The sequence below is a fragment of the Jannaschia aquimarina genome, from assembly GCF_000877395.1.
GTDB lineage: Bacteria > Pseudomonadota > Alphaproteobacteria > Rhodobacterales > Rhodobacteraceae > Jannaschia > Jannaschia aquimarina.
Genome location: NZ_JYFE01000046.1, coordinates 53,516 through 65,274, shown reverse-complemented (window position 1 = coordinate 65,274; position 11,759 = coordinate 53,516). Strand labels below are relative to the sequence as shown.

At 64.0% G+C, this 11,759-nt stretch carries 15 protein-coding genes; 10 read left to right on the top strand and 5 right to left on the bottom strand.

Annotated features, from left to right (window positions below):
* Positions 1-260: 260 nt before the first annotated feature.
* The 6 genes from jaqu_RS12865 to jaqu_RS12835 all read left to right on the top strand — a co-directional run bounded on the left by jaqu_RS12865 (position 261) and on the right by jaqu_RS12835 (position 4,720).
* On the top strand, positions 261-440 hold the full coding sequence (locus jaqu_RS12865) for a hypothetical protein (protein WP_043919399.1): 180 nt from the start codon (positions 261-263) through the stop codon (positions 438-440).
* A gap of 78 nt (positions 441-518) precedes the next feature.
* Positions 519-1,052, top strand: a complete 534-nt coding sequence (locus jaqu_RS12860) for a hypothetical protein (RefSeq protein WP_043919398.1) — start codon at positions 519-521, stop codon at positions 1,050-1,052.
* A 257-nt stretch (positions 1,053-1,309) separates the two neighbouring features.
* Entirely contained in the window at positions 1,310-2,227 is a 918-nt protein-coding gene (locus jaqu_RS12850; RefSeq protein ID WP_043919396.1) for a transglutaminase family protein, read from the top strand.
* Positions 2,228-2,508: 281 nt separating this feature from the next.
* Positions 2,509-3,213, top strand: a complete 705-nt coding sequence (locus tag jaqu_RS12845) for an ABC transporter permease (RefSeq protein ID WP_043919395.1) — start codon at positions 2,509-2,511, stop codon at positions 3,211-3,213.
* Positions 3,207-3,920, top strand: a complete 714-nt coding sequence (locus jaqu_RS12840; protein ID WP_236687852.1) for an ATP-binding cassette domain-containing protein — start codon at positions 3,207-3,209, stop codon at positions 3,918-3,920. The genes jaqu_RS12845 and jaqu_RS12840 overlap by 7 nt, the downstream gene beginning before the upstream one ends.
* Positions 3,917-4,720 (top strand): substrate-binding domain-containing protein, encoded by an 804-nt coding sequence (locus jaqu_RS12835; protein WP_043919394.1) that lies wholly within the window; start codon positions 3,917-3,919, stop codon positions 4,718-4,720. Before jaqu_RS12840 ends, jaqu_RS12835 begins: the two co-directional genes overlap by 4 nt.
* A 3-nt stretch (positions 4,721-4,723) precedes the next feature.
* Here jaqu_RS12835 and jaqu_RS12830 read toward each other — a convergent pair whose 3' ends face one another.
* From jaqu_RS12830 to jaqu_RS12815, 4 genes are read right to left on the bottom strand one after another with little or no spacing between them, the layout of a single operon-like run.
* The gene (locus tag jaqu_RS12830; RefSeq protein ID WP_043919393.1) at positions 4,724-5,203 is read right to left on the bottom strand and encodes a DUF6505 family protein; all 480 of its coding nucleotides are present in this window, start codon (positions 5,201-5,203) and stop codon (positions 4,724-4,726) included.
* Positions 5,200-5,877, bottom strand: coding sequence for a biotin/lipoate--protein ligase family protein (locus tag jaqu_RS12825; RefSeq protein WP_043919392.1), 678 nt, complete (start codon positions 5,875-5,877; stop codon positions 5,200-5,202). The genes jaqu_RS12830 and jaqu_RS12825 overlap by 4 nt, the downstream gene beginning before the upstream one ends.
* Entirely contained in the window at positions 5,874-6,929 is a 1,056-nt protein-coding gene (locus tag jaqu_RS12820) for an Mrp/NBP35 family ATP-binding protein (RefSeq protein ID WP_043919391.1), read from the bottom strand. The genes jaqu_RS12825 and jaqu_RS12820 overlap by 4 nt, the downstream gene beginning before the upstream one ends.
* Positions 6,926-7,117, bottom strand: a complete 192-nt coding sequence (locus jaqu_RS12815; protein WP_043919390.1) for a DUF6494 family protein — start codon at positions 7,115-7,117, stop codon at positions 6,926-6,928. Before jaqu_RS12815 ends, jaqu_RS12820 begins: the two co-directional genes overlap by 4 nt.
* 55 nt (positions 7,118-7,172) lie before the next feature.
* Here jaqu_RS12815 and jaqu_RS12810 point away from each other — a divergent pair, with 55 nt between their 5' ends.
* Positions 7,173-7,904: a cytochrome c family protein gene (locus jaqu_RS12810; protein ID WP_043919389.1), complete on the top strand. Its 732-nt coding sequence runs from the start codon at positions 7,173-7,175 to the stop codon at positions 7,902-7,904.
* Here the strand turns inward: jaqu_RS12810 and jaqu_RS12805 are convergent.
* Positions 7,898-9,844, bottom strand: coding sequence for a 4Fe-4S binding protein (locus tag jaqu_RS12805; RefSeq protein ID WP_043919388.1), 1,947 nt, complete (start codon positions 9,842-9,844; stop codon positions 7,898-7,900). The two genes, jaqu_RS12810 and jaqu_RS12805, sit on opposite strands and share 7 nt — an antisense overlap.
* Before the next feature lie 154 nt (positions 9,845-9,998).
* On the opposite strand from jaqu_RS12805, the gene jaqu_RS12800 reads away from it, so the two are divergent.
* From jaqu_RS12800 to jaqu_RS12790, 3 genes are read left to right on the top strand one after another with little or no spacing between them, the layout of a single operon-like run.
* Positions 9,999-10,559, top strand: a complete 561-nt coding sequence (locus tag jaqu_RS12800) for a DUF3305 domain-containing protein (protein WP_316243066.1) — start codon at positions 9,999-10,001, stop codon at positions 10,557-10,559.
* Complete coding sequence (locus jaqu_RS12795) at positions 10,556-11,143, top strand: DUF3306 domain-containing protein (RefSeq protein WP_043919387.1); 588 nt, start codon at positions 10,556-10,558, stop codon at positions 11,141-11,143. Before jaqu_RS12800 ends, jaqu_RS12795 begins: the two co-directional genes overlap by 4 nt.
* Positions 11,140-11,745 (top strand): TorD/DmsD family molecular chaperone, encoded by a 606-nt coding sequence (locus jaqu_RS12790; protein WP_043919386.1) that lies wholly within the window; start codon positions 11,140-11,142, stop codon positions 11,743-11,745. The genes jaqu_RS12795 and jaqu_RS12790 overlap by 4 nt, the downstream gene beginning before the upstream one ends.
* The last annotated feature ends 14 nt before the right edge of the window (positions 11,746-11,759 follow it).

Genomic DNA, 11,759 nt, shown 5'->3' with positions numbered 1-11,759 from the left:
AGGATGACCTCAGACCGTAGCTTCCGTCAGTGTCCAATTTCCGGGGAGCACCTCAGGATGCGAGAATCCTGATCGCGCGGGGCCGCGATGCTGCCGATGTCCCTCTGACCCAAACATTCGGCCAGAACACATTGATGGAATTCAAGGTCTGGACGGATGAATTGGCCTGATCGACCTTGGCTTCGTTTCCCACGCGCCATCGTAATTCCGGTCGCCGGCCCCCATATATGTATTGCCGACGTCAGGTATCCCGGTCCGACATGGACGAGGAGTTGGCGTCGGATAATCAACGGATCGATGACATGTCCTTCAAGGACCTGACCGCCAGGGCTGCGGCTGCGCTAAAGCCCAAGCCGGCGAAAACAGCGACGACCCCTGCCAAGGAGACCGAGCCCAAGGCTTCTGGCAAGGATGCACCCGCCAAGTCCAAGACATCTTGAGGGTGTACACCGGTTACGCGCCTCATTTCCCGTGAGGGGCGCGGACCACCCACAGCACCATGGGAAAGGAACGCGCGAATGGAAGATCTGACGAGTAAATCCGTTGCAGTCTTTTCCCGGCCCTTCACCGTTCCCGGATTTGACGAGACGCTCCCAGCGGGAGAGTACGAGATCGAAACGGAGGTGGCTTCACCCCCTGATCAACGGGATCCCGCAGCCTGGAAAGCCTCCGTCCTCGTGAAGCTTCTTCCCAGGATATCTCATCCGGGACTTGCACGCACTCTGACCGTTTCCCTTGCCGACTTCGACCAAGCACGCGCCAAAGACAAGCTGACCGGCAGGGAGCTGTCCGACATTTTCCTTGAAGATATGCTCGCTGATCCGATGGTGCAGCTCGTGATGAAGGCCGACGGGGTCTCCGAGGCGCACCTGCGACATCTCTATTCCCGGTCTGGGACGTCCGATCCGACCCTGGCTGCGCCGCCTTCGAAGACGCCCGCCCGAGGAGCGCGGGACGAAGAGTCGATCCGGACCGCCGAAAACGAAGGCATGCCTTCACAACCGGACTGGCCGCCGTCCTTGCGCACCCGTCTGGCTGCGGGGAAAACGTGATGGCGGACAAGGCCCTCGCCGAGGGTGACGTACCGAATATCGCGACCCCAAGGGCCGTGGGTGATGTTCCGCAAGAACGCCGATGCCTGCGATGCGAAACCTCGTTCTGGAGCGAAGGCTTCGGAGAACGGATTTGCCGACGCTGCAAGGGGTTGAATGCCTGGCGGAACGCCGCGCCCGTCAGCGCGGGCGCATCTCGCCGCCGCTGATCCCCGCAGCCGCGCGCCGTCTTCCTCAATCCTGACTGGAACATCATTTTGGCCTGCCTCGAGATCGTTCACACCACGACCTACAGATACCGTCAAAAGGTCCCTCTTGGACCCCATCGGGCGATGCTACGTCCCCGAGAAACAAGGGAACTGCGACTACTGGCACATGCCCTCTCCATTTCTCCGACGGCGACGGTGACTTGGGCGCACGACGTGGCCGGCAACGCTGTCGCCACCGCTGTTTTTGACGGCCTGACAGATCATCTGGTGATCGAGAGCCGCGCCACCGTGGAGCTCACCGCGCCTGCGTGGCCGGTCTTTGCCATAGCTGCCTCGGCTGCCAGTTACCCCTTTGTCTACGCTGCCGACGAATGGACTGATCTGGGCGCGTTGACTGTTCCGCAATACCCCGACCCGGACGGCCGGCTTTCCCGATGGGTCGAGGGATTTGTCATGGCGCGTCCGACCGACACGCTGTCTCTGCTGAAGGACATCAGCAATGGTGTGTTCACCCAGATTGCCTACCAAAGCCGCGACACTGAAGGCACCCAGTCACCGATCGAGACGCTCGACCGGCGATGGGGCTCGTGTCGCGACTTCGCGGTCCTGCTTGCAGAGGCAGCCCGCCGTCTTGGCCTGGGAGCTCGCATCGTCTCCGGCTATCTGTCCGATCCCGAAATGAGCCTCGTTGGGTCGCTGGGTTCAGGGTCTACGCATGCTTGGGTCGAGATATTTGTCCCAGGGGCTGGTTGGATTGCCTTTGATCCAACGAACCGAAGCGTCGGGTCGCAGAACCTGATTCCAGTTGCAGTCGGTCGCGACATTCATCATCTCGTGCCGGTCTCTGGGAGCTATTCAGGACGGCCGGGTGCCCTTTGTGATCTTACGGCCGGAGTTGTGGTGCGACTTGCGGTACCCGAACATGCAACTGCCATGGGGAATCGGACCGAAGCCACAGCAATTTAGCGCGGTTGGGGTGCTGCATGTGCGGATCGCGTGCACAGGATGTCTCGGCTCTCCCCTTTGTCGTCGCGAGGGTTGAAAGAGCACTGTTGGCCCTGTTGCACGATTTGGTGGCCACTTCTACGCCGCAAGCCGCGGGACCACGCTCTCGACCAACCGCAGAAATCGTGAGTTGCAAGCCCCCGCAACCAGCCGAAAGCGCCGCCCTCAGGCGGCGTTTTTCGTGGCGGGCGCCTTCCGTCCGGGCCGCGTAACCCATAACGTCCGCGATCGGGAGGGGCCCGATGAACGACTTGTGGGACGGACTGGTTCAAGCCGGCTGGCTTGTGATCACGCTCGACCCGGAACTCGTCGAGATCACCCTCCGATCGTTGCAGGTGACTCTCACAGCGCTCGTGATTGCATGCTTTATTGCGTTCCCGGTCGCCGCACTCCTCTCGGTCAGGCGGTTCAGACTGCGTCGGCTCGTCATTGCGGTGCTGAATGCCCTGATGGGCCTGCCGCCAGTTGTCGTCGGCCTGATCGTCTACGTCCTTCTATCGCGAAGCGGACCGTTCGGTGTGCTGGGTCTGCTGTTCACGCCGACTGCGATGATCATCGCCCAGGTCATCATCATCGTCCCGTTGATCGCGTCGATCGCACATCAATCGTTGCGAGATCTCTGGGCGCAGTATCACGATCTGCTGATCTCGATGAACGCGACGCAAGGGCAGCGGATTCGGGCCTTGCTTTGGGACGCTCGAAGGGCGCTCCTGACAGCCGCACTGGCCGGCTTCGGCCGGGCGATCGGCGAGGTGGGGGCGATCATGATCGTCGGTGGCAACATCGATAACGCGACCCGTGTCCTGACGACAGCGATCGCGCTTGAAACGGGGCGCGGAGACTTCGCCCTCGCACTCGGTCTCGGCTTCGTCCTCATAGGACTTGCGGTTGCAGTTAATCTGGCAATCCATCGCCTTGGCCGAACAGAGGTAGAGGGCCGTTGGTGACACTTCTTCCGCTCAATGTTCGAGGGGCGGTCACGCGACGCCGTGGAAAGATCCTCGCGGGACCCATCGACGTAAGACTGGAAGGGATGGGGATCACGATCGTGATCGGTCCAAACGGCTCGGGAAAGACCAGCCTTCTCAGGATGCTGCATGGCATTGCCCGCCTTTCCGAGGGAGGGATCGAATGGGCCTGTCCCATGGATGAGGCGCGCAAACGTCAGGCGTTCGTATTTCAACGCCCGGTGGTCCTGCATCGCTCGGTGCTCGCGAATGTGGCCTTCCCACTCAGACTTCGCGGCGTGGCGCGGGGCGTTGCGCGCGAACGGGCAATGGCCTGGGTCAGGCGGGTCGGTCTCGACGAGATGGCAGATCGTCCGGGAACGGACCTTTCCGGAGGCGAGTCCCAGAAGCTCGCGATCGCCCGCGCCCTCGTCATCGAGCCAGACCTCGTCTTCCTTGATGAGCCCTGTGCCTCTCTCGATGGATCCGCGATCCGAGAGATCGAAGCCCTGCTCCTGGAAGCCGCGGCTTCGGGAACACGGATCGTGATGTCGACCCACGATATGGGGCAGGCCCGCCGGCTTGCGGATGAGATATGGTTTTTGCACCGGGGCCGCTTGCATGAGAGTGGGCCTGCAGCCAATTTCCTGACGGATCCACAAACCCCATCGGCACGCGCTTTCCTGAATGGAGATATCGTCGAATGATCAGACTCCTCGTCGCGATGGTGTTCGCATGTGTCGGAGCTGTGGCTCAAGCCGAGACGATGCGGCTTGCGGTCACGACCTCATTCCATAATTCCGGCCTCTCTGATGTGCTCTTGCCTGCGATAGAGCGGGATACGGGTCTCGAGGTTCAGCTCTTGGTTGTCGGGACCGGGCAGGCGATCCGCCTTGGCGAGGCCGGCGATGTCGATGCGATCCTCGTTCATTCTCGGGCAGCCGAGGACGCCTTCGTCGCCAACGGTTTCGGAACCCACCGGCGAGAGATAATGTACAACGACTTCGTCTTGGTCGGGCCGCGCGAGGATCCCGCCGGCATCTCCGCATCTGAAAGTGCCGTCGTCGCGCTGGAACGGATCGCCAGCACGCGCGTCCCCTTCGTGAGCCGAGGCGACGATAGCGGAACCCACAAGATGGAGCTGTCCCTCTGGGCCGCATCCGATGCGTCGATCGATGAGGGTTGGTATCGTGAGGTCGGCGCCGGTATGGGCGCGGCCCTCAACACGGCCGCGGGATTGGGCGCCTATATCCTGTCGGATCGCGCATCCTGGCTGAACTTCGGCAATAAGGACGGGATGGAGTTGCTCTATTCAGGTGATCCTGTCCTGTTCAATCAATATGCCTACCTTCCCGTGAGCGCTGCTCGTCACGCGCACGTGAAGGCGGATGCGGCCGCAACGCTCGAAGACTGGCTGACATCGGCCACCGCGCAGGCGCTGATCGACGATTACAGGATCGCGGGCGAACAGCTCTTCGTCTTCAACGCCCAGCCGCGCGACGAATAGGCGTCACCCGTCGGGCGAGCCGTGGATCGCGAACTGGTCGAGCCCGGCTTCGCGCGGTTCGATGACTCGAAACGCTTCGCGCACGCCCGACGGTGTCAGCTCTCTGGCAACTGTCAGAAGGGTATTCGGCGCATGATCGTCACAGAGCTCGGCCATGTGGCGCACCTCCTCCATGGCGACCGGACGGGCGGCCTCGATGGAAGGTGCGCCATAATAGGTGACGAAATGTGCGGCCAAAGCATCGGTCAGCGCGTCGATCTCGACCTGCGTGGCTTCAGTCACGGCGACGAAGGTGACGCGGCCAAAGGTTTCCAGCCCAAACCATCCATTCGCGAATGCCTGCCTCGGCTTGCCCGTGAGATCGGCCTCTGTCCAATCGGAGAATTCGAACCCGCCCGAGATGCACCATTCGCCGGTTCGTGCCGGGCTGGCGAAAACGCGCTGGTCGCTCTCATCGAAGTGGATCGCGCGGGCAAGTCTCATGGCCGCTCCAGATGGGTTGTCAGAGGGACCAGGGTCGTCTGGCCCTCCGCATCACGCAGCAGCATTCCAAACGCCTCATCCGTTCCGATAAAGGTGCCCGCCGGCGTCGTTTCATGCAAGCCGCGGAGTAGCCCGGACCACTCCGCATGGACGGGTCGCGGCCCTTCGGACTCCCATCGGTCGATCCAAACGAGAGTGTGGCGAGCCCACGCTTCCAACAGCTGTTCGGGGTCGATTTCACCGCAACCCTCCGCTGCGAGTGAGGTTTCGGTGGGCGGGGATTGTTCCCCCTCCTTCGGCTGCAAGACGAGCGTTATGCTGACGATCAACCAATTCGGTGTCGCCTCCGGAACGTCGGTATCTGCCGTGATAGCAATGTGTCCGCATATTCCGTCGTTCAGGTAGATCGTGCCGTCCCAGCCCAAATGAACCGCAACCTCCGGCGGACCGATCGCGCCGAGTGCATTCTGCAATCCAACGGACGCTACCGGCAGCATCGCCACCGCTTGGGAAAGCGGCACTTCCGGCGCAAGGACGAGAGCCGCCGACAGATCCTGTGCCGTCAGACGATATGCCAGCAACCCCGCATCGCATCCCTCCGATGCCCGCTGACGCAGGTATGCGAGCGGGTCATGTTCCACCTCGACGCCTTGGAACAGAGGCGGCAGGTTCATGCCAGAACGCTCTCCGTCAGGGCATCCGCAACCTGATGGAAGGCGCGGGCCTGTGCGCTTTCGGGCTTGCTGACGACGATCGGCGCCCCTCCATCGGCGGCGAGCCGGATATCGATATGCAGAGGGATCTCGGCGAGCAGCGGGACACCCAGCTTTCGCGCCTCCGCCGCAACCCCTCCATGACCGAAAACGGGATCCTCGTGCCCGCACTTGGAGCAGATGTGCGTGCTCATGTTCTCGATCAGCCCGAGGAGCGGGACGTTGAGTTGCTGGAACATGTCGATCCCCTTGCGGGCGTCGAGCAGCGCGACATCCTGCGGCGTGGAAACGACGATGGCCCCATCGACGCGTGCTTTCTGGGCCAGCGTCATCTGCACGTCCCCCGTTCCCGGCGGCAGATCGACCAACAGGACGTCCAGGGCCCCCCATTGCACCTGGAACAGCATCTGCTGCAACGCGCCCATCAACATGGGACCGCGCCAAACCACTGCCTGATCGTCATTTGTCATCAGGCCCAGCGACATGGCGGTGACGCCGTGGTTGCGCATCGGGAGGATGGTCTTGCCATCGGGGCTGCTTGGACGGCCCGAGATGCCCAGCATACGGGGTTGTGAAGGGCCGTAGACATCAGCGTCCAGCAATCCGACCCGCAGGCCCTTTTGCGCAAGCGCGCAGGCGAGGTTCGAAGAGACCGTGGACTTTCCGACACCGCCCTTCCCGCTGGCGACGGCGATCAGTCGCGCGATGCCCGGCACGGGCTCTGGTCCCTTAGGCTCCGATTTTTTGCCCATCCGAACGTCGGGCGGGGCCTTTTCGGTGTGGCCGGTCAAGACGATCGAGACAGCGTCAGCGCCCGCGGCTTTCAGCGCGGCTTCGGCAGCGGTCTTGATCGGCTCGAAGGCCTGTGCTTGCGCCGGGTCGATCTCCATGACGAAACGGACGGCGCCGTCCGACACTGTCAACGCCCGAACGACGCCCGCCGATACGACGTCCCCCCCTGCCGGTGTCTCGATGGCTTTCAGGGCCGCAAGGGCGGTCTCACGGTCGATCACTGCGCGCCTTCGATCTTGCCTTCGACGACGTGCTCAAGATCGAGGCCATCGATCGTGATGACGGCCCGGGCGGTAAAGCTCTTGCCGGCGGTATCGTTCTCACGCATCGCCTCTTCGATGGCCTGCTGCGAGGTAACGCCGACCTGCTTGAGGAACTTGCGCATCGACATGTTGAAATCGTCGCTCATGGATCTGCCTTCAGCTTAAGGTTGAAGAGATGAGTGGAACGGCTACCCTGTCGGCATGCTTCGATGTCTCTCTGCCATCGCCGCTTTCTGCATCGCCATGCCGGCCTTGGCAGAACCCTTGCGGGTGGCCGTACCGGACCAGCTTGCCGAGACCGGGCTGATCGATCACGTCGCCCCGCGCTATTCTCTCAAGTACGGGGTCCGGATCGAACAGGTGAATGGGAACGCGCCGGCCGATCTGGTCCTCGGAGAGACGGGGCAGGCCGTCTTCGAGGGCCAGACGCAGGTCTGGCACATCAGGTCCGTGGAAGATCACCCTGACGGACCGGCCTTCGTGGACTGGCTTCTGTCCGAGACGGGCCGCAAAACGGTGACGAGCTATGCACCTGGCGGCGATCCGCTCTTTACGGGCCCGCCCACGATCAGCGCGGGTCCGGCCGATCGTGGCTTCGAGGGCGATGCCCTTCTCGGCCTGGATATCTCCCGCGTTCATTGCGCCCGCTGCCACGCGGTCGAGGAAGCCGGTCGCCTGAACGCGATCGGATCCTCGCCGTCCTTCATGGTGCTTCGCACGCTGGATGACTGGCCGCAGCGCTTCGAGACTTTCTATGTCCTCAATCCGCATCCCGCCTTCACGCAGATCGCGGACGTCACGCCGCCCTTTCCGATCGATCGTCCGTCCCCCATCGCGCCCGTCGACATGACGCTCGAAGATCTCGACGCGATCTTGGCCTATGTCGCCGATCTTCCGGCGGCGGATTTGGGCGCTCCGTTGCAGCATCAGTGATCCCGCCGCTTCGACAACTCGTCCGCGGTGGTGCGGGGGCGGGGGCGCGGATTGCTTGCGAAGGGATTGTCGGCGGAATGAACCTGCGCGGCGATCCGGCAATCGTTGCACATCCGGATCAGGCGCGCGCGGTCGCCGCCGAACATGGAATGGCCTTCCAGCTTCGCCACGATCCGCTCGATGGTCGATGCGACCCCGAACGCAGCCCCGCATTCGATACAGAGCGCCGGTTCTTCCTCGTGAAGCACGCGCTGCGAGAGAGCGGCGGGACTGGTATCCATCCGCGGATCCAGCGTGATCGCATCCTCGGGACAGATGTTGGCGCAGAGCCCGCATTGCAGGCAGGCATCTTCCTGAAACCGGAGCTGCGGCCGGTCCGGATTGTCGCCGAGCGCTCCCGATGGGCAGAGCGACACGCAACTCAGACAGAGCGTGCAGGCCTCGGTGTCGACGAGAACAGCACCGTAGGGCGCCCCGTCGGGCAGAGGCAGGGTCGCGTCACCGCCGTTCAGTGCCGTGGCGGCCTGACGGGCAATCTGGCGGCGAGTGCCCATCGGACGGATCGGGCTTTGGATCGCGGGAGGCGCATCGCTGCGCAGGGCGTCCGCCATCGCATCGGGATCGCCCACATCCAAGATGAGAGCCGACGCATCCGGCGCAAGCGCGCGCGTCAGCGCCACCTGCGCATCCAGCGCGGCCCTGTCGGTGCGCGGGGCAGGCAACCAGATCACCGCGCCAAAACCCGCAGCCAGACCCGCAAGCGCCTCGGCATGCCCGAACCCATTCAAGGCGTCCACCTCGATGGGAATGACGTCGGATGGCAGGCCACGCCCATAGCGTGCCGCCAATGCGATCATCTCGGTGCCGTGAGGGTCGACGACCAGCAATCGCGGCGCGTCGCCGCCTGCCATCCGGTAGGCGGTCGCAAGTGTCTGCACCCGCCGCATCGTCGCATCGACCGGTGGCGCATCCAGCGCGATCGCCCCTGACGGACAGGCGGCGGAACATGCCCCACAGCCCGCGCAGATCAGGGGATCGACGGAGATATGCTCTCCGTTCGGAGTGATCGCCCCGGTCGGACAGAGGTCCAGGCACCGTGTGCAGCCGACCTGCTCGGCCCGCGAATGCGCGCAAAGCAGCGGCTCGGTCCGCACGTGCAGCGTCTTCTCGAAGGTCCCCGACAGGTGCGAGGCAGCCAGAATGACGTCCGCGACGGCCTGCGGATGTCCGGGGTCGGCGCGCAGGTACCCATCGCGCTTTTCGGGCGCGGGAAAGAGGGGTGGTTCGCCGCGCAAGTCGACCAGGATATCGCAGGCGGATTCGGCGCCGTCCCGCGGGGATGTGAAGGTCCGGTCCCGTCCCGCCGGATCCAGTTGCTGCAACCGATCGAGCCGTAGACTGAACCGTCCCAAGGAGCCGGTCGCATTGCGGATCGTCCCCTTCACGAGGTCCCAGCCGCGATCTATCGGCGGGTCGGCCGCATCGTCCGGTCCAATGAGCACGGTGACCGACAGATGATCCTTCAGCCGGTCGGCCGACTCGAAGGCGACATCCGCAGGGCCCGCGATCAGGCACAGTCCTTCCGAGATCACGTCCAATGTGGGGTGGGGCGCGGCTGGAAGCTGTGCCTCCGCCACGAGCGCCGCCATCTTGGGCAGCGTCGGACGCCCGTCATCCGTCCAACCGGCGCGATCTCTGATATCGACGAGCGCGGGGGCGGGCAGGCCCAGGTCTTCGGCCAGTGCGGTAAAGGTATCCGCCTCTTGCGTGCAGGCGATCAAAGCGTCCCCGGCCTTCAACGCCTTGGCGGCCACGTCGATCTGACGCGTGCAAAGATGCGAGCACGCCTTGGAGGCCGACAGCCCGGTCGCGCTCGAAAGACCATCTGCGTCGATGTCCTGACTGCCGGCGCAATCGCAGAGCACGATCTGACGTGTCATGGCGGCCCTCCTCCCTGGCGGCGACACGCTACAGGTTCAGGCGGGGGCCGCAATGTCGGATCGGTTGTTTCGCGGCTGCATCTACGACCAAGGTGGGGGGTAGCCCCACCCCCTTGCCGGAGTCACAATTCGCTCTACGGAGGACGACCACACCTTGATCCGCGATCCCGAGAGATACGAGGCGATGCCGATGGGCATCGTCCTCACCCAGCGGCCCGGCGTCACGCGCTGGGCTCCTTTGGTCTGGCGTGCGACCTCCGTTCTGCCCGGTGCTGGCCCTGCGGATTGGAAAGAGTTGCGTCGAGAGGGCGACGTGGCGGAAATACATGCGGGAACGCTGACGCTCGAACTGCATGGGGCCGAGGCCGAGGCCTATGCCCACAATCTCGCCGCCCGCACGCCCTGCCTCTACGCCGTGATGCGGGAAGGCAGTGGACGTCCGCAAGACTTGGTCTTGCTGACGGCCTCGCCCTACGAGGCACAGGACTATGCCGAGTCGGGCGAGGAGTTGGTCGAGAAGATCCCGATGCCTGCCGCCATCCTTGAATGGGTCGAGGACTTCGTCGCACGGCACCATGTCGAGGAACCCTTCAAGAAGCGTCGCCGCGATCGCAAGGATATCGATGTCGTCGAGGATGGCATCGGCGACGCGCGGATCCGCCAGATCGCCGATGTTTATCGCTCGCCCACCTCACGCCGGGGGAAGGTCGCATGAGCGATTTCTGGTCTCGCCGTCGCGAAGCCGTTGCCGCCGAGGCTGAGGTCGAGACGCGCGCCGCGCGTGAGGCGCAGGTCAAGGCCGAGATCGCCAGGCTGGAGGATATGGACGAGGCCGAAGCGCTGGACGCGCTCGACCTGCCCGTGCCCGAAAGCCTGAAAGCCGGTGACGAGGTGACCGCCTTCCTTCGGGAAGGTGTGCCCGAATTGATCCGCCGCCGCGCGCTGCGGCAGTTGTGGAAAGTGAACCCCGCGCTCGCCAATCTCGACGGCCTCGTCGATTACGGCGAGGATTTCACCGATGCCGCCACCGTCGTCGAAAACCTGTCCACAGCCTATCAGGTCGGCAAGGGCATGGCGGCGCATGTGATGGAACTGGCGCGCCAGGCGGAGGACGAGGAGGACGCCGCACCGGATGCTCCGGCCGACGTGATGCAAGACATCACCGAGGACGAGGTACGCCCGGCCGTTACCGCGACCGATGAGCCCTTGGCGGCGGAGCCTGAGACGGTCGCCGTGGCGGAGCCCGTCGCGGCCGCTCCGCGCCGCATGGCCTTCACTTTCCCGGGTGACGCTGCATGAGTGCCGCCGAGATCCTGCCGGAGGATCGGCTCCGAGCCGACCTATACAACTTTCTCGGCGTTCTCCTTGCGCGCCCGCCTGAACAGCTTCTTCTGGATCAGGTCGCAGGCCTCACGGGGGACGGTGGCGAGGTCGGCGATGCCATCGACGCGCTGGCCCGGATGGCTGCCAAGGCCAGGCCCGCCGCGCTGGAGACTGAGTTCAACAAGCTCTTCATTGGCCTCGGCCGCGGCGAGTTGCTGCCATATGCGTCTTACTATCTGACAGGTTTCCTGAACGAGAAACCACTCGCCGCGCTGCGCAGGGACATGGCAGCCCGGGGCCTGGCGCGGTCGGAAAATGTCTACGAGCCCGAGGACAACATCGCCTCCCTTTTGGAGATGATGGCCGCGTTGATCGTCGGACGGTTCGGCCCCCCCGCCTCGCTGGAGGACCAGCGAGAGTTCCACAACAAGCACATCGCCCCTTGGGCACGACATTTCTTCGGCGATCTGGAGGCGGCCAAGAACTCCGTCTTCTACGCCTCCGTCGGCACGCTCGGACGTGCCTTTCTCGATATCGAAGCGGAAGGTTTCCGCATGAGCGCGGCCGCACCCGCATGACACAGGAGGGATCC

Bases quoted from the DNA above. Each gene is read 5' to 3' on its own strand.
- jaqu_RS12865 (WP_043919399.1), top strand. From the start codon at position 261: ATGGACGAGGAGTTGGCGTCGGATAATCAACGGATCGATGACATGTCC.
- jaqu_RS12860 (WP_043919398.1), top strand. From the start codon at position 519: ATGGAAGATCTGACGAGTAAATCCGTTGCAGTCTTTTCCCGGCCCTTC.
- jaqu_RS12845 (WP_043919395.1), top strand. From the start codon at position 2,509: ATGAACGACTTGTGGGACGGACTGGTTCAAGCCGGCTGGCTTGTGATC.
- jaqu_RS12835 (WP_043919394.1), top strand. From the start codon at position 3,917: ATGATCAGACTCCTCGTCGCGATGGTGTTCGCATGTGTCGGAGCTGTG.
- jaqu_RS12830 (WP_043919393.1), bottom strand. From the start codon at position 5,203: ATGAGACTTGCCCGCGCGATCCACTTCGATGAGAGCGACCAGCGCGTT.
- jaqu_RS12825 (WP_043919392.1), bottom strand. From the start codon at position 5,877: ATGAACCTGCCGCCTCTGTTCCAAGGCGTCGAGGTGGAACATGACCCG.
- jaqu_RS12815 (WP_043919390.1), bottom strand. From the start codon at position 7,117: ATGAGCGACGATTTCAACATGTCGATGCGCAAGTTCCTCAAGCAGGTC.
- jaqu_RS12810 (WP_043919389.1), top strand. From the start codon at position 7,173: ATGCTTCGATGTCTCTCTGCCATCGCCGCTTTCTGCATCGCCATGCCG.
- jaqu_RS12805 (WP_043919388.1), bottom strand. From the start codon at position 9,844: ATGACACGTCAGATCGTGCTCTGCGATTGCGCCGGCAGTCAGGACATC.
- jaqu_RS12795 (WP_043919387.1), top strand. From the start codon at position 10,556: ATGAGCGATTTCTGGTCTCGCCGTCGCGAAGCCGTTGCCGCCGAGGCT.
- jaqu_RS12790 (WP_043919386.1), top strand. From the start codon at position 11,140: ATGAGTGCCGCCGAGATCCTGCCGGAGGATCGGCTCCGAGCCGACCTA.